Annotated in this window: 15 protein-coding genes; 4 read left to right on the top strand and 11 right to left on the bottom strand. The window is 65.5% G+C overall.

Translation table 11 applies throughout. From position 1 onward, the window contains the following. Positions 1–2 precede the first annotated feature (2 nt). The 3 genes from ACYCVF_RS28980 to ACYCVF_RS28970 all read left to right on the top strand — a co-directional run bounded on the left by ACYCVF_RS28980 (position 3) and on the right by ACYCVF_RS28970 (position 3,090). Positions 3–389: a YybH family protein gene (locus tag ACYCVF_RS28980; protein WP_459595469.1), complete on the top strand. Its 387-nt coding sequence runs from the start codon at positions 3–5 to the stop codon at positions 387–389. A 91-nt stretch (positions 390–480) separates the two neighbouring features. After that, positions 481–714 (top strand): DUF2171 domain-containing protein, encoded by a 234-nt coding sequence (locus ACYCVF_RS28975; protein WP_061028066.1) that lies wholly within the window; start codon positions 481–483, stop codon positions 712–714. 96 nt (positions 715–810) lie between these two features. Next, positions 811–3,090: a ComEC/Rec2 family competence protein gene (locus ACYCVF_RS28970; protein ID WP_459595470.1), complete on the top strand. Its 2,280-nt coding sequence runs from the start codon at positions 811–813 to the stop codon at positions 3,088–3,090. A gap of 119 nt (positions 3,091–3,209) precedes the next feature. On the opposite strand, the gene ACYCVF_RS28965 is transcribed toward ACYCVF_RS28970, so the two are convergent. From ACYCVF_RS28965 to ACYCVF_RS28935, 7 genes are all read right to left on the bottom strand, one after another. Then, a complete protein-coding gene (locus ACYCVF_RS28965; RefSeq protein ID WP_459595471.1) occupies positions 3,210–3,644 on the bottom strand; it encodes a hypothetical protein in 435 nt (144 codons plus the stop codon). Between the two features lie 556 nt (positions 3,645–4,200). Beyond that, on the bottom strand, positions 4,201–4,902 hold the full coding sequence (gene lexA, locus ACYCVF_RS28960; RefSeq protein WP_459595472.1) for a transcriptional repressor LexA: 702 nt from the start codon (positions 4,900–4,902) through the stop codon (positions 4,201–4,203). A gap of 176 nt (positions 4,903–5,078) precedes the next feature. Next, entirely contained in the window at positions 5,079–6,290 is a 1,212-nt protein-coding gene (locus tag ACYCVF_RS28955; RefSeq protein WP_459595473.1) for a molybdopterin molybdotransferase MoeA, read from the bottom strand. 230 nt (positions 6,291–6,520) lie between these two features. Continuing rightward, on the bottom strand, positions 6,521–6,715 hold the full coding sequence (locus tag ACYCVF_RS28950; protein ID WP_459595474.1) for a hypothetical protein: 195 nt from the start codon (positions 6,713–6,715) through the stop codon (positions 6,521–6,523). A 151-nt stretch (positions 6,716–6,866) separates the two neighbouring features. Continuing rightward, the gene (locus tag ACYCVF_RS28945) at positions 6,867–7,490 is read right to left on the bottom strand and encodes an HAD family hydrolase (RefSeq protein ID WP_459595475.1); all 624 of its coding nucleotides are present in this window, start codon (positions 7,488–7,490) and stop codon (positions 6,867–6,869) included. Between the two features lie 15 nt (positions 7,491–7,505). After that, on the bottom strand, positions 7,506–8,639 hold the full coding sequence (locus ACYCVF_RS28940) for an alpha-hydroxy acid oxidase (protein ID WP_459595476.1): 1,134 nt from the start codon (positions 8,637–8,639) through the stop codon (positions 7,506–7,508). Between the two features lie 173 nt (positions 8,640–8,812). Then, a complete protein-coding gene (locus ACYCVF_RS28935) occupies positions 8,813–8,947 on the bottom strand; it encodes a hypothetical protein (protein WP_459595477.1) in 135 nt (44 codons plus the stop codon). Here ACYCVF_RS28935 and ACYCVF_RS28930 point away from each other — a divergent pair. Then, the gene (locus tag ACYCVF_RS28930) at positions 8,946–10,283 is read left to right on the top strand and encodes a S41 family peptidase (RefSeq protein WP_459595478.1); all 1,338 of its coding nucleotides are present in this window, start codon (positions 8,946–8,948) and stop codon (positions 10,281–10,283) included. The two genes, ACYCVF_RS28935 and ACYCVF_RS28930, sit on opposite strands and share 2 nt — an antisense overlap. Positions 10,284–10,396: 113 nt before the next feature. Here the strand turns inward: ACYCVF_RS28930 and ACYCVF_RS28925 are convergent, their stop codons facing one another. The 4 genes from ACYCVF_RS28925 to trpD form a co-directional block, all read right to left on the bottom strand. Then, positions 10,397–13,117, bottom strand: a complete 2,721-nt coding sequence (locus tag ACYCVF_RS28925; protein ID WP_459595479.1) for a bifunctional diguanylate cyclase/phosphodiesterase — start codon at positions 13,115–13,117, stop codon at positions 10,397–10,399. Between the two features lie 176 nt (positions 13,118–13,293). Beyond that, positions 13,294–13,812 (bottom strand): cyclic pyranopterin monophosphate synthase MoaC, encoded by a 519-nt coding sequence (gene moaC, locus ACYCVF_RS28920; protein WP_459595480.1) that lies wholly within the window; start codon positions 13,810–13,812, stop codon positions 13,294–13,296. A gap of 1 nt (position 13,813) precedes the next feature. Then, positions 13,814–14,635: an indole-3-glycerol phosphate synthase TrpC gene (gene trpC, locus ACYCVF_RS28915; RefSeq protein WP_459595481.1), complete on the bottom strand. Its 822-nt coding sequence runs from the start codon at positions 14,633–14,635 to the stop codon at positions 13,814–13,816. A 7-nt stretch (positions 14,636–14,642) separates the two neighbouring features. Beyond that, positions 14,643–15,656, bottom strand: coding sequence for an anthranilate phosphoribosyltransferase (trpD, locus tag ACYCVF_RS28910; protein ID WP_459595482.1), 1,014 nt, complete (start codon positions 15,654–15,656; stop codon positions 14,643–14,645). Positions 15,657–15,670: the final 14 nt, after the last annotated feature.

Here is a 15,670-nt window from a genome sequence, read left to right as displayed (position 1 = left end):
CAATGAGCAGCGAAGCCGACGCCATCGTTTCCGCCGTCATCGCGAAATGGTGCGCCGGCTTTGCGAAGCTCGACGCCGTGGCGCTGTCGTCGCTGTACTCCAAGAATGCGTTCTTCTTCGGCTCCAACCCGAAACTCTATCGAGGCAGGGACGGCGTCGCCGACTATTTCAACGGGCTGCAGCGGTGGCGTAAGCCGAGCGCGGCCTTTTCCGACGTGCAGGCGGCGCAGGCCGGCCCTGACCTGATCAACATGGCCGCGACCATCTCGTTCGATCTCGCCGGCGAGCGCCCCGATCTCGTCGTCAAGATGAGCTGGGTTCTCATCCGCGAGGACGGCGAGTGGAAGATCGTCAATCATCACGCCTCGTCGCAGGCGCCGCTGATCTGACGCACTTAGCTGCGCACGGCATCGTCATCTGGGCGGTGGAAACGAACGTGGGATTGGTGAGTTGGCTCGGATCCAAACAAAGGATCCCGCCATGCAGAACATCGCAGAGCATATGGAAGTCATCGGCGCCGATGGCGTCCATGTCGGCACCGTCGATCGCGTCGAGGGCAACCGCATCAAGCTGACCAAGAAGGACAGCGGCGAGGGCAGCCACAAGGGCCACCATCATTTCATCGACAAGAGCCTCGTTGCCGACGTCGAGGGCAACAAGGTCCGATTGTCGGCCAAGGCCTCGGTCGCGGTGACCATGGAAGAGGAAAAGTAGGGCGCCGCGCCGCCTGTTCCTGATCTGTACCGCTATTCGCGCAGTCGCACGTTCCGGTAGCCTCCGCACCCGTCGCGTATCGTAAGGTGCAGGTGAATGGCGGAGTCGGGGCGGCCAGCACGCTCCCAGGGAGTTGCCGGGACGTGGCCGGTCGGCCGCGCCGCACCCGCTGGCGGCTTCGCCTCGGCGGGCTCCGGCGTTTGGCCGGCAATCGCCGAAACGCTCCGACAATGGACCCGTGCCGAAGCCGGTCCTGGCCGGCTGTTGCCCTGGGTGCCGGTCGCATCCGGCGGTGGCATTGCGCTCTATTTCGCCGCCGATCATGAGCCGGTGCTCTGGGTCGTCGCCGCGACGGCGGCCGTGCTCGCGCTTGGCGCGGCGCTGTTGCGGCGGAGCCGGCTGTTTGCTCCAGCGATCATGATCGCAGCGGTCGCAGCCGGGTTTGCCGTGGCGACCTGGAAGACGGCGCGCATCGCCCATCCGGTGCTGGCCAAGCCGCTCTATGCGGTGTCGCTGTCGGGCTACGTGGAAGCGCGTGACATCCGCGAGCGCACGGATCGTTTTGTGCTGCGCGTCAGTGCCATGGAGGCGCAGCGTAGCGACGTCAGGCTCGAACGCGTACGGCTTTCGGTGCGCAAGGGGACTGCGCCGGAGGTCGGCAGCTTCGTGCAATTGAAGGCACGGCTGCTACCGCCGATCTCGCCTGTGCGCCCCGGCAGCTATGATTTCTCGCGGGACATGTTCTTCCAGGGCATCGGCGCTTCCGGCTTCGTGATGGGGGCCATCACGGCGTCGACGCCGCCGGATGCCGCGGGCCTGCGGCTGCGCTACGCCGCATTCATGCAGGGGCTGCGCGACGCGATCGACGCGCGCGTCCGTTCGACGCTCGAGGGCGACAATCGCGCGATTGCGACGGCGCTGCTCACCGGGCGGCGCGATGCCATCTCCGCGCCCGTCAACGACGCCATGTTCGTCTCAGGGCTCGGCCATGTGCTGTCGATCTCCGGCTATCACATGGCGGTCGTCGCCGGTGTCGTGTTCTTCGCGGTGCGCGCGCTGCTGGCGTTGATCCCCGGACTGGCGGCCGGCTTTGCCATCAAGAAATGGTCGGCGGCTGCTGCGCTGGTGGCGGCCGCATTCTATCTGCTGCTGTCAGGCGCGGAGGTCGCGACGCAGAGATCGTTCTTCATGACCGCGGTGGTGCTGATCGCCGTGATGGTGGACCGCCGTGCCATCACCTTCCGCACGCTGGCGGTGGCCGCGCTGATCGTGCTTGCGGTCGCGCCCGAAGCGCTGGTTCATCCGAGCTTTCAGATGTCGTTTGCGGCAACGCTCGGGCTGGTGGCGCTGGTGCAGATCGGCATGCCGAACCTTCTCGCATCGCCCGATCATTCCGCAACTGCGCGGATCGCGCTGTGGGGCGGCCGGGAGATCGCGATACTGTTCCTGGCCTCGCTGATCGCCGGGCTTGCGACCACGCCATACGCCGCCTTCCACTTCCATCGCGTCACGCCATACGGCGTGCTCGCCAATCTCGGTGCGATGCCGGTAGTCTCGGCGCTGGTGATGCCGGCGGGACTGCTGGGATTGATCGCCGCGCCCTTCGGGCTCGACGGCGTGTTCTGGTGGCTGATGGGTATGGGGATCGAGTGGATGGTTGCGGTCTCGCGCTGGGTGGCGGCTCTGCCGGGTGCAGTCGGCCGCATTCCGGCGTTCGGGATCGCGCCGCTGATCGCGGCCAGCCTCGGCATCATCGCGATGGGTCTGTTGCGCACGCCCTTGCGCTGGTGCGGGGTCCTGGTGCTGCTGGCAGCGATCCTCTGGGGGCTGTCGGTGCGGCAGCCCGACATCCTGATTGCCGGGGATGGCCAGAGCGTTGCGGTGCGGAGTGGGGATGGGCGCCTGCATGTGATGCGTGCGAGCAAGGACGGCTTCCTGCTGAAGGAGTGGTTAGCTGCCGACGCCGATCCGCGCGATGCCGCCAACGCCTCGTTGGCGAGCGGTGTGTCGTGTGACGAGTCCGGTTGCGTCACTCCGCTCGCAGACGGGCGGCTGGTCGCGCTGTCCTTGCGTATCGATGCGCTGGCGGACGATTGCAGCCGCGCCGCGCTGGTGGTGACGGCGTGGCCCGCGCCGCCGGATTGCGCGGCGATGGTGGTCGATCGGCCGCGTCTCGCCAGTCAGGGCGCGCTGGCCCTGACGCAGAGCGGTGGCGGATTCTCGGTTAAGGCGGTGAGGACGCGGGGCGCGAGCCGCCCCTGGCTGCCGGCCGGTGCCGGCGATGGGGATTTCGGCGGCAGCCTTGCGCCGAGGACGGCAGTGTCCCGCAACCGGGACGCAACACCGTCAGAGACGGACTTGCAGGCTGACGATTGAGAACGGATATGGTGGCGGTCCGATGGCACTCCGTCGGACGCAAATCGGACCATCTCGCCGGCCTCGGCCGGCGATGGCATTTCGATCCTGGCCCTCGACCGTTGGCCGGGGCGATGACGTCAGCCGATCGGCTGGCGCGTGATCGTCGGCCGCGTGCCGGCGACGATTTGCGGCTTGTGCTCGCGCTCGCCAACCGTCTGGGTCACCGGCAATTGCAGCACGGTCGCGCGCTGGCCTTCGACGAGCTGTGTCACAAGCACGTACTTGCCGTCGGGGAATTCGATCGCGTCATGGTGGCGATCGGGAATGTGCGGGTCGATCTTGCCGAACTTGCCGACACGGGAGTTGACGGTGCGTGTCCAGATCCAGCGGTTGTCATAACGAACGTTGTCGGCGAAAGCGAGCTCCGTTCCCGGCAGCAGGCAGACCGCGACGGAGAGATCGGCTTCGGAGGCGAAGCCGCGCGTCGAGGTGCCGCGGAAGGTTGTCGTGACGATGGTCTCGCCGACCTCGGCGGGGCGCGTCGCGACGGCATGCAGGCTGTAGTCACACATCGGGTGCTCCTCATGCGAAGATGAGGACCCGCACCTCTTTCTGAGGCGCAGGCCTCTATCAGGTGGAAGCACGCAACGCTCTGCTTGGTTATGGGCAAATCTGCGGCTGCGTCCGCAAGCCGCGATCACATTATCTTTCCCTAATCCAATAGGAACAAAGCTCGCCTCCGTGCATTCAGGAGCCGCGTTCTTGGCGTTCGCGCTCGCAGCGCGAATATTGCCAGCTCGATTGCGAGGGCCGCGGCTGCACTCGGGGCACTGAGAATTTGGCCGCCGGCCGCAGTGGCCTTGCAGACATCTTACAGACATGGCGACGCATTCGTGCAGCAGCGGTGTGCGACGCTGATGCCGCGACCAGCGGCAGCACGACTGCTCATGGCCGGTCCGGCACGCGGTCATTCCTTGAACCGAAAGGCCGCAAAGCAATGCTGCTTCGTGCGGTGAGCCGAGCATGTCGCGCCGGAAGAGGGGCCGGACAATCTGTGCAGAACCAGAAAGACCATCCGGCCGGGGCGGAGACTCATCCGCTCCAAAGCAGTTGAGCGGCTGGATCCGCTCAGTACTTCCGGTAAAGCCCGATCAGCTTGCCCTGAATCTTCACCCGGTTCGGCGGAAGAATCCGGACTTCATAGGCTGAATTGGCGGGCTCGAGCGCAATGGAGGCGCCGCGCCGGCGGAAGCGCTTGAGCGTGGCCTCCTCGTCGTCGATCAGCGCCACCACGATGTCTCCGGTATCGGCACTCTCGTTGCGCTGGATCAGCGCCATGTCACCGTCGAGGATGCCGGCCTCCACCATCGAGTCGCCGCGCACTTCGAGTGCGTAGTGCTCGCCCGAGCCGAGCATGTCGGGCGGTACGCTGATGGTGTGGCTGCGGGTCTGCAACGCCTCGATCGGCGTGCCGGCCGCGATGCGGCCCATCACGGGCACAGCGACCGGACGCTCGCCCTCGTCCGCGGGCGGGCTGGAGCTCGCGCGTATCTTGCCGAGATTGCCCTCGATGACGCTCGGCGTGAAGCCGCGGCGACTGCCGGCGGCGGCCTGGAGCTCGGGCAGCTTGATAACCTCGATGGCGCGAGCGCGGTTGGGCAGGCGGCGGATGAAGCCGCGCTCCTCGAGCGCAGTGATCAGGCGATGGATGCCTGACTTGGAGCGCAGGTCGAGCGCATCCTTCATCTCATCGAAGGACGGCGGCACGCCGCTCTCCTTCAGACGTTCGCTGATGAACCGCAGAAGCTCGTATTGTTTGCGCGTCAACATCTCGACCAAAGTCCCCCGGTTGATGTCGTTCGATTCCGAGACGAGGAGTTCAGCGATAAGCTGCTACACGTTCGAAACAAATCATGAACGGACACTATATGTTCGATATGTGTTCCGCAACTGCTTAATTTATAGTGAACAGAGCGAAGCTCGCGCGACGCGTGTGGCCGTGTCGCTCAGCCGGGCAGGCGCAGCACCTCACAGGCCGTGCCGGCGTCGGCCCTTGGCGCGAACGGTGCGCGTACGAGAAGTACCTGTGCCGCAGCCAGATTCGCAAGCAGGGAGGAGTCCTGATGGCTGACGGGAATCACGACGAGCGTGCCGTCGCCGCGCGGCTCGAGGCGCGCACGCAGATAATCCTCGCGCTGGTCGTTGGCGCCGAGATCGCTGCCGAGCACCGCGCGCTCGCGGTGATGATGAATCACTGAACGGCCCGACAGCGCGCGAATCAGCGGCACCAAGAACAGGAAGGCGCACACGTAGGATGACACGGGATTGCCCGGCAGACCGATCACGCGCATCGCGCCGAGCCGGCCATGCATCATCGGCTTGCCCGGTCGCATCGCGATCTTCCAGAACGCCATCGCGATGCCTTCGTCTCGTAGCGCCTGCTGGACCAGATCATGATCGCCGACCGAGGCGCCGCCAGTCGTGACCAGGATGTCGGCGCCGCTCTCGCGGGCTCGACGGATGCCGGCCTTGGTGGCCTCCAGCGTATCGGCGGCAATGCCGAGGTCGATGGTCTCGGCGCCCTCGCTGCGGGCGAGCGCGTGCAGGGCGTAGCCGTTGGAGTAGACGATCTGGCCGTGGCTTGGCGCGGTGCCCGGCATCACCAGTTCGTCGCCGGTGGCAAGGATCGCGACCTTTGGGCGGCGGCAGACGGCAAGCTCGGGGTGATTCATGGCGGCCGCAAGCGCAAGATCGCGCTCGGTGAGGCGGGTTCCCTTGCGCAGGAGGACGTCGCCCTCGCGGAAGTCAACGCCGGCGGTGCGGATGTGCCGGCCCATGATCGCGGCTTCCTTGATCGTGACGCGGTTGCCCTCGGCGACCGTGTCCTCCTGGATCACGACGGTATCCGCGCCGTCGGGAATGATGCCGCCGGTGAAAATCCGCACAGCCTCGCCGGCACCGACCGATCCCGCAAATGGCCGGCCTGCCGCAATCTCGCCGATGACCGTCAGCCGGGAATCGATCCTCGCCGCATCGGCCGCGCGCACGGCATAGCCGTCCATCGCCGACATCGCCTGCGGCGGCTGGGTGCGCCGCGCTGCGACGTCGCGGGCGAGCACGCGGTGGAAGGCTGCGTCGAGAGCGACCATCTCTTCCGGCAGCGGCTCTGCACCCGCCAGCACCGCGGCAAGCGCGTCGGAAACGGGCATCAGGGCCAAAGATGAAATCTCCTGCTGGGCTGGCTCGGGCAAACTGGCAGCGAGAGTTCTAGCCGAGTGCCCGCCCAGAGGCAAAATGCGCCGACGCAGGACGATTCATCCTGCGTCCTGACACTTGCATCGGCGGATGCAGTTCAAATGCGCCGCGGCATGATCCGGAACGCGATACAGACTGGTACGAGGATGGCCACGGCGAGCACGAGGAGAACGAGCGCCACGACCAGCATCGGTCAACTCCGCGTCTGCTCGCCCGGAGTGATGTCGGGAGCTTTTGGGCTCTGATCCTTGTCCGGCAGAGGATCGGCCTGGGATTTCAGGTCGGCGGCCTTGCTGATCAATTTGGCGGAGAGGCGCGAATCCGACGTCGTTCTGGCGAATTCGAGAAGCAGAGAGGCCTGTTTTGTGAGGTAGGATTTGCCGAGCACGAGAATGAATCCGATGTAGAAGTCCCAACCGACTCTTAGAGTCCGGAAGAGGTATTCCGTTCCCGGAACTTCGTACAAAAATGCACAAACTGAGTTGGTTCCTCATCGGAGCCCGTTAAGTTCCCCGAACCGGACCTCAGGATCCTTGCGGTCAAATTCCCAAGGACAGCAACGCGCTGCCGACGTCACGCGGCGAGGTCACATGCACGGCGGTCAATCCGCGCGCCCGTGCGCCTTCGACGTTCTCGGCCAGATCGTCGAAGAACACAATGCGCTCCGCGGGGACGCCGATCGCCGCCACGACGTGGTCGAAGGCCTCCGCATCAGGTTTGCGCAGACCGATGCTGGACGACAGGTAAACCTCGCGGAAGTGGCTCAGCAGGTCGGCGTACTCCCTGGAGAAATAATCCACGTGCGGCCGATTGGTGTTGGAGAAGGCATAAAGCGGCATCTGCTTTGCCGCGCGCGGCAACAGCTCGGCGATGTCGGGCATCTCGCCTGCGAAGATCGCATTCCAGCCCTCCAGGAACTGCGCATCCGAAATTCCGATGCCGAGTGAGGCGCGCAGCGAGGCGAAGTATTCCTCATCGCTGATCCTGCCGACCTCGTGCAGCCGGTAGGCCTCATCACGCACATAGCGCGCGACGATGGCTTCCGGCTCGCAGCCGGCATGCCCTGCCCAGCAGGCGATCGCCTTGGAGAAATCGATGTCGAGCACCACGCGCCCGAGGTCGAACAGAAGCGCGTCCGCGCTGCCGGGAGAGAGGGAGGTCATCGTGTCCTTTTCACTTCAGTATCGATAAGGATCGTGGTCGAACAGCGGGAAGGCGCTGAACACGCTCGGCGGGTTGGTTGCCGTTGCCGGATGCAAGCAGGATGAATTGACCTCGGCGAACGAGGTGGCCCCCAGGAGGCCGAGGCAGCGCAGCACTTCGTCCTCCAGCAGTTCCAGCATTCGCACCACGCCGGCTTCGCCCGCCGCCGCCAACGCCCAGCACTGCAGCCGGCCGATGCCGACGATGTCGGCGCCCGCGGCGATCGCCTTGACGATGTCGGTGCCGCGGCAGAACCCGCCATCGACCATGATCTTGGCCCGGCCCTTCACCGCTTCGACGATCTCGGGAAGCACATGCATGGCGCCGAGCCCGTGATCGAGCTGACGGCCGCCATGGTTGGAGACGTAGATCCATTCGACGCCGTGATCGACCGCGATCTCGGCGTCTTCTGCGGTGGCGATGCCCTTGAGGATCAGCGGAATCTTGAACTTGTCCTTGATCATCTTCACGGTCCGCCATTCCAGGCCCTTCTGGTAGTCGCCACCGGTGGCGCGCAGCCGGCTTTCGCGAACATAGCGCTTGGCGATGTCACGCTCGCGACGGCTGTAATGGGCGGTGTCGACGGTCAGGCAGAAGGCCGCATAGGCGTTCCTCTCGGCGCGGCTGACGACATCGGCCACGAAGGCATCGTCGCCGCGGACATAGAGCTGATAGAGCCGCAGCGCGTCCCGGGCAGCCTCGGCGGTCTTCTCGAGGCCCGGTTCGGACACCGAGCTCAGCATGTGCGCCGCACCGAAAGTGCCGGCGGCGCGTGCTACGCTTGCCGCGCCATCCGGATCGAAAATCTCGAGGGCACCGACCGGGGCGAGCACCAGCGGCAGGCGCATCCTGCGGCCGAATTGATCGACCCCGCCGTCGACCTGACGGACGTCGCGGAGCACGCGCGGGCGGAAGGCGATCTCGTCCAGCGCCATGCGGTTGCGGCGCATCGTGGTCTCGGTCTCGGCGGCGCCGACGATGTAGTCCCAGGCATTCTGGTTGAGGTTGGCGCGCGCCTTCCGGACGAACTCGTGCAGATTCTGGAACAACTCGGTGCTGGCGCCGAGTTCGACGTTCCGTTCCGGCCGGATGCGGGGCGCTTCGTTCATTGTCGTCCTCCCGAGAATTTGAAGTCTTATCGCCATCGCCTATCGCGTCCGGCCCTCCAAAACCATCCTAAAATCGCATAGCTGCGAGGGGTGGGCGGTCCGACCGCTTTCCGCTTTGCACGAAACAGTCTCGGAACGTTGCCAAATGTTTAGGCCAAGGCGAAGGGATTTCTTCAGCGCACCCGCTGACGTGGCATCCCGGCCTTGAAGAAACCGGAATGGTATTGTGAGAAGCGGGCTGGATCGCCATTTGCGTGGCGTCTGCTGACCCCAAGAGAACTGCCAAGCAAAAAGGCGACCTCATCCATGCGGAAATCCCTGCTGTTTCCCCTGGGCGCGCTCACCGGAGCGTGTCTGACCCTTCTGGTAGCCAGCCCGCACAGCGGAGTATGGGCGGCGCGGGCGGCAGCGAGTGCGGATGATGCCTATTCCCAGCTCAATTTGTTCGGCGCGGTGTTCGAACGGGTCAAGGCCAGCTACGTCGAGAAGCCCGACAATGCCAAGCTGATCGAGGGTGCGATCACCGGCATGGTGACCTCGCTCGATCCGCACTCCCGCTACATGAACGCCAAGGCCTGGACCGAGATGCAGGAGACCACCTCCGGCGAGTTCGGCGGGCTCGGCATCGAGGTCACGATGGAGGACGGCCTCGTCAAGGTCGTTTCGCCGATTGACGACACGCCGGCTTCGAAGGCCGGCATCATGTCGGGCGACCTGATCAGCAAGATCGATGGCGAGGCCGTGCAGGGCATGACGCTCGAGCAGGCGGTCAACAAGATGAAGGGCCCGGTCAACACCAAGACCAAGCTCACCATCGTGCGCAAGGGCGCCGACGCGCCCCTCGACGTCGCGATAACCCGCGAGATCATCCATGTGCGCCCGGTGCGATTCCATGTCGAGAACGACGACATCGGCTATATCCGCATCACTTCCTTCAACGAGCAGACCGCCGACGGCCTGAAGAAGGCGATCGCGTCGATCACCAAGCAAATCCCCGCGGAGAAGCTCGCGGGCTATGTGGTGGACCTGCGCAACAATCCGGGCGGCCTGCTCGACCAGGCCGTGTCGGTGTCGAGCGCCTTCCTCCAGCGTGGCGAGGTGGTGTCGACCCGCGGGCGCACTCCGGAAGAGACCCAGCGCTTCACCGCGCATGGCGGCGATCTCACCAAGGGCAAGCCGCTGGTGGTGCTGATCAACGGCGGCTCGGCTTCGGCGTCTGAAATCGTCGCCGGCGCGCTGCATGACCACAAGCGCGCGACATTGATCGGCACGCGCTCCTTCGGCAAGGGTTCGGTTCAGACGATCATTCCGCTCGGCTCCGGCAACGGCGCGCTGGCGCTGACCACGGCGCGCTACTACACGCCGTCGGGCCGCTCGATCCAGGCTCAGGGCATCGCGCCCGACATCGAGATCCTCCAGGACGTGCCACCCGAGCTGAAGGGCCGGATGGATACCATGGCGGAGTCCCAGATGCGCGGGCATCTGCAGGCCGCCGACGGCTCCGAGCAGACCGGGTCGCAATCCTATGTCCCGCCGGAGACGAAGGACGATAAGGCCCTACATGCGGCTTACGACTTCCTGCATGGCGTCACCGTGAATGCCGCAGCGGCAAAGCCCGCACCGAAGGCTTCTGTGCCGAACTGAACCTTGCGATCTACAGCCGCCGATCGCCCGGGAACGGATGACCGCTCTCGGGCAAATTCGTTTGGGATGGCGTCCCCGGCTCAGAGTCATTCCCTGCCATTTGCAGCGGAGACCTAGCCCGCCTCGCGCCGGCGGCTCTCGCTGCCTTCGCGTTGGGCGAGCCGGCTGCGATGCAGCGCGAACAGCTCCAGAATCTTGTCGGCCGGCTTGGCGGCGCTGAACAGATAGCCCTGCATCTCGGAGCAGCCGAGCGCGCGGAGCAGGCGCTGCTGCTCCTCCGTCTCGACGCCTTCGGCCGTGGTGGTCATGCGGCGCGCGGTCGCCAGATTGACGACGGCCTGAACGATGCTGGCGGAGCCGTCGGGGCGGGCGATGTCGTCGACGAAGCAGCGGTCGATCTTGATCTTGTCGAAGGGGAAGCGGTGCAAATAGCTCAGGGATGAGTAGCCGGTGCCGAAATCGTCGAGCGCAATGCGGACGCCGATGGCACGGAGCTGGTGCAGAATCGCGAGCGCCGCGTCGTCGTCGCGGATCAGGACCGCCTCGGTGATCTCGAGTTCCAGCCGGCTCGCCGGCAGGTTCGAGGCGGCGAGCGCCCTCATGATCTTCAGCGCCAGCGTGCCGCTCTTGAATTGCACTGGTGAGACGTTGACGGCGAGGCGGATGTCGTCGGGCCAGCTTGCCGCGTCCCGGCACGCGGTCGCCAACACCCATTCGCCGATCTCGTTGATCAGGCCGGTGTCTTCGGCGATCGGAATGAACTCGGCCGGCGAGACCATACCGCGCTCGGGATGGCGCCAGCGCACCAGCGCTTCGCATCCGGTGATGCGGTCGTCCTTCAGCTCGAGGCAGGGCTGGTAATGGACCTCGAGCCCGCCAGTGGCGATGGCGTGGCGCAGGTCGCTCTCGAGCCGGCGGCGCTCACGGGCCTTGGCGTCCATCTCCGGTTCGAAGAAGCGGTAGGTGTGGCGTCCGGCGGATTTGGCCGCGTACATCGCCATGTCCGCGTTCTTCAGGATCTGGTCCAGCGCCGTGCCGTGGTCCGGCGCGAGCGCAATGCCGATGCTGGCATCGGTGGTGATATGATGTCCCATGCAGTCGAATGGCGTGCGGACGGCTTCGAAGACCCGTGCGACGAGCGCGTCGACCCGGTCCAGCGACGTCACCGCGCTCTGTACGACGGCGAATTCGTCCCCGCCGAGCCGCGCCACGAAGTCCGCCGGGCCCGCACAGCGGCGAAGGCTCTGCGCAACCGATTTCAACAGCTCGTCGCCGACGAGATGGCCGAGGGCGTCGTTGATCCCCTTGAACTCGTCGATGTCGATGTAATGCACCGCGATCTGTTCGCCGTCGCCGACTGCGGCCAGCTCCCGGCGCAGATGCTCGTGGAACATGGCGCGGTTGGGCAGGTCCGTCAGCGCGTCGTAATGGGCGAGGTGGGTGATGCGTTCCTCGATGCGACGGCGCTCCGTGATGTCCTCGTGGGTCGCGACCCAGCCGCCATCCGCGAGCGGCTCGTTGAGGATGTGGATCGAGCGGCCATCGGAGGTGTCGACCACCATGGAATTGCGTACATTGATGTTCTTCAGCACGAGCGCGACGTAAGCGTCGACGTCGCCTGTGAACGAGCCGGTAGCCTGGCGATGGGCGATGATGTCGTGGAAGCTCGAGCCGGGCCTCACGAACTCGGCCGACAATCCATACATTTCGATGTAGCGCTGGTTGCAGACCACGAGCCGCCGCTCGGCGTCGAACAGCAAAAGGCCTTGCGTCATGTTGTTGACGGCGCGGTCGAGCCGCTGCTTTTCCAGCGTCAACCGTTCGCGCGAAAGGCGGTGCTGCTCCAAAAGCTTGCGTACGACCGCGATCAGCACGCCTGCGATGGCGAGCGCGGAAGAGGCGGCGACCGAGATCAGGATGCCGATCTGCTCGCGCCAATCCGTCAGGGCCGCCGCGCGCGTCAAGGTGGCCATCATCAGGATCGGGAAGTGGGGCAGGGCACGCGCGGAGATCAGCCGGTCCTCGCCGTCGACGGGGCTCGTGAAGCGGCCGGCGAAGTGATCGAGGCCGAAAACCCTCTGCTGCGCGAAAGAACCGGTCTTGAAATTTCGTCCCATCAGCTCGCTGGAATGGGGGTAACGAGCGAGCAGCGTGCCGTCCCGATGCAGCATCGAGATCGTCGCACCTTCGCCGAGCACGACTGAGGCGAAGAATTTCTCGAAATTGGCGGGTTCGATCCCGCGACCGACGACACCGAGGAACTCGCCGCTTGGCCCGACGATCTTCCGGGCGACCAGAATGGTCCAGGTGCCGGAGATGCGGCTATGCAGCGGCTCGATCAGGACATCAGGCGAAAAGGGATCGTATTTGAAGGTGCGGAAGTAGGCGCGATCGGCCACGTTCACTTTGGGAGCCGGCCATGCCGTAGACGAATTGATCAGATTGCCGTCGGCGTCCATGAGGTTGACGCCGCCGATGTAGGGCAGCGCCTCGATCTTCGAGCGCAGCATCCGGTGGATGTCCTCGCCCGAGAGGCGCTTGCGATAGTCTTCTCCGGTCGCGATTCCGGCCCCGCGGACGTGATCGACGAAATCGTTCTGGATGACCGCGAAGTCCTGCAATTGCTGATCGAAATGATGAGCGAGCAGCAGAACGGTGTTTTCCAGCTCGCGGCCGGAGTTGCGCAGCGTCCGCTCCCGGAAATTCTGCGCCATCAGGACCGAACCTATGGCGATGGCTGCGATCAGCAGGGTGCCGCCTACGACCAGCCAGCGGATCGGTCCGCTGCGCACGAAGGCGTGGTCAAAGAGGCGACTGCCGAATCTCGTCATCATGCTGGGTCATTGCCGTGCACACGCCAGGATCAATTCTTGGCGCGAAAACACCCGTTGGTTTACGGGAACGGTGTGGAGGCAAAGTTAGCAAGACGGGTTAACGCAACGTCAATGGCCGCGCACAAAAGCAATCGATGCGCGCGGCGCGAGTGGTTTGTCGCTGAAGAGAGCCCGCTTCAGACGCGATAATGACCGGATTTGCCGCCGAGCTTCTCGACCAGATGAATGCCCTCGATGCGCACGCCGCGCTCCACCGCCTTGATCATGTCGTAGATGGTGAGGCAGGCGACCGAGACGGCCGTGAGGGCCTCCATCTCGACGCCGGTCGGGCCCGTCACCTTCACGCTGGCCCGAACGAGGCAGCCCGGCAATTTCACGTCGGGCTCGATGTCGACCGTCACCTTCGACAGTGCAAGCGGATGGCAGAGCGGGATCAGCTCGGAGGTGCGCTTGGCGGCCATGATGCCGGCGATGCGCGCGGTGCCGAGCACGTCGCCCTTCTTGGCGTTGCCGGACACGATCAGGTCGAGCGTTGCCTTGCTCATAATGACGCGGCCTTCCGCGACCGCGAGCCGCTCCGTCGCGGGCTTGTCCGAGACGTCCACCATCCGCGCCTCGCCGGAGGCGCCGATATGGGTGAGGGCGGGGCCGGCCTTGGATCTGGCCGTCTTCGCGCTGGCTGGTTTGCGCGCCATGTCAGCGCGTGCCCGTCGCGCGCGCTGTCGTGTTGCGCGCGAGCAGAGCGCGCGTTGCCGCGGCCACGTCGGCCTGCCGCATCAGGCTCTCGCCGACCAGGAACGTCGATATGCCGACGCGCTCGAGCCGGGCGATATCTTCGGCCGTAAAGATACCGCTCTCGCCGACCATCAGCCGATCTCCAGGGATCAGCGGCGCCAGCGCCTCGCTGGTCGCGAGCGTGGTCTCGAAGGTGCGCAGATTGCGGTTGTTGACGCCGATCATCGGCGAGCGCAGCTTCAGCGCCCGCTCGAGCTCGGCGCGGTCGTGGACCTCGATCAGCACGTCCATGCCACAGGCAAGGGCGGCATTTTCGAGGTCCCTGGCGGTGGCATCGTCGAGTGCCGCCATGATGATCAGGATGCAGTCGGCGCCGTGCGCGCGCGCCTCGACCACTTGATAGGTGTCGAACATGAAATCCTTGCGCAGCACCGGCAATGACGTTGCCGCGCGCGCCGCCACCATGAAGTCGAGATGGCCCTGGAACGACGGCGTGTCGGTCAATACCGAGAGACAGGCTGCGCCGCCCGACTCATAGGCTTTTGCGAGTGCCGGCGGGTCGAAATCGGCCCGAATGAGACCCTTGGAGGGCGAGGCCTTCTTGATCTCGGCGATCAGCGCGTAGTCGCCATTGGCAAGCTTGCTCCTGATCGCGCGCAGGAATCCACGCGGCGCGGAGGCGGTCTTGGCTTGCGCCTCCATGACGGAGAGCGGATGCGATCGCTTCGCTGCCGCGATCTCCTCACGTTTGTACGTCTCGATCTTGGTCAGGATGTCGGACATGCACAATTCAGCTGTTGGAGACCGTGATCAGGTGCTTCAGCTTTGCGCTGGCCGCGCCGCTGTCGAGCGAGCGGACGCCGATCGCAACGCCCTCCTTGAGGTCCTTCGCGCGGCCGGCCACGACCAGCGCGGCGGCGGCGTTGATGAGCGCCACGTCTCGGTACGGGCTCGGCTTGCCGTCGAGCACGCTTTGCAGCGCGATCGCATTGGCGTCGGCGTCGCCGCCCCTGAGCGCACCGGCCTCGCAACGAGCCAGTCCGGCCTCCTCCGGCGTCACCTCGAAATTCCGGATCTCGCCATTGTGGAGCGCGGAGACGAAGGTCGGGCCGGTGAGGGTGATCTCGTCGAGACCGTCGGAGCCATGCACGACCCAGGCGGACTCCGAGCCGAGGTTCTTCAGCACCTGCGCCAGCGGCTGCACCCATTGCCTGGAGAACACACCGACCATCTGCCGCTTCACGCCGGCCGGATTGGACAAGGGACCGAGCAGGTTGAAGATCGTGCGCGTCGCAAGCTCGACCCGGGTCGGGCCGACGTTCTTCATGGCGGGATGGTGGGCGGGCGCGAACATGAAGCCGATGCCGCATTCGCGCACGCAGCGCCCAACCTGTTCCGGCTTCAGATCGATCTTCACCCCGAGCGATGCCAGCACGTCGGCGGCGCCCGAGCGCGACGACAGCGCGCGGTTGCCGTGCTTGGCCACGGGCACGCCGGCGCCCGAGACGATGAACGAGGCGCAGGTCGAGACGTTGACCGAGCCGGAGCCGTCGCCGCCGGTGCCGACGATGTCGATGGCATCGGGCGGTGCCGTCACGGTCAGCATCTTCGAGCGCATCGCCGCCACCGCGCCGGTGATCTCGTCCACGGTCTCACCGCGTACCCGCAGCGCCATCAGCAGGCCGCCCATCTGCGAGGGGGTGGCTTCGCCCGACATCATGGCGTCGAAAGCGGAAGCGGCTTCGTCACGCGACAGGCTGGCACCGGTCGCCACTTTTCCAATGATCGATTTCAGGTCGTCCATCGCGTGCTTTCAAC

This window comes from Bradyrhizobium cedriense (genome assembly GCF_054602315.1).
This window is presented reverse-complemented; position numbering and strand designations above follow the sequence as displayed.

What these genes read in the sequence shown, in the direction of transcription:
- ACYCVF_RS28980 (WP_459595469.1), top strand. Translation starts at nt 3, where the DNA reads ATGAGCAGCGAAGCCGACGCCATCGTTTCCGCCGTCATCGCGAAATGG.
- ACYCVF_RS28975 (WP_061028066.1), top strand. Translation starts at nt 481, where the DNA reads ATGCAGAACATCGCAGAGCATATGGAAGTCATCGGCGCCGATGGCGTC.
- ACYCVF_RS28970 (WP_459595470.1), top strand. Translation starts at nt 811, where the DNA reads ATGGCGGAGTCGGGGCGGCCAGCACGCTCCCAGGGAGTTGCCGGGACG.
- ACYCVF_RS28965 (WP_459595471.1), bottom strand. Translation starts at nt 3,644, where the DNA reads ATGTGTGACTACAGCCTGCATGCCGTCGCGACGCGCCCCGCCGAGGTC.
- lexA (WP_459595472.1), bottom strand. Translation starts at nt 4,902, where the DNA reads ATGTTGACGCGCAAACAATACGAGCTTCTGCGGTTCATCAGCGAACGT.
- ACYCVF_RS28945 (WP_459595475.1), bottom strand. Translation starts at nt 7,490, where the DNA reads ATGACCTCCCTCTCTCCCGGCAGCGCGGACGCGCTTCTGTTCGACCTC.
- ACYCVF_RS28940 (WP_459595476.1), bottom strand. Translation starts at nt 8,639, where the DNA reads ATGAACGAAGCGCCCCGCATCCGGCCGGAACGGAACGTCGAACTCGGC.
- ACYCVF_RS28930 (WP_459595478.1), top strand. Translation starts at nt 8,946, where the DNA reads ATGCGGAAATCCCTGCTGTTTCCCCTGGGCGCGCTCACCGGAGCGTGT.
- ACYCVF_RS28935 (WP_459595477.1), bottom strand. Translation starts at nt 8,947, where the DNA reads ATGGATGAGGTCGCCTTTTTGCTTGGCAGTTCTCTTGGGGTCAGCAGA.
- ACYCVF_RS28925 (WP_459595479.1), bottom strand. Translation starts at nt 13,117, where the DNA reads ATGATGACGAGATTCGGCAGTCGCCTCTTTGACCACGCCTTCGTGCGC.
- moaC (WP_459595480.1), bottom strand. Translation starts at nt 13,812, where the DNA reads ATGGCGCGCAAACCAGCCAGCGCGAAGACGGCCAGATCCAAGGCCGGC.
- trpC (WP_459595481.1), bottom strand. Translation starts at nt 14,635, where the DNA reads ATGTCCGACATCCTGACCAAGATCGAGACGTACAAACGTGAGGAGATC.
- trpD (WP_459595482.1), bottom strand. Translation starts at nt 15,656, where the DNA reads ATGGACGACCTGAAATCGATCATTGGAAAAGTGGCGACCGGTGCCAGC.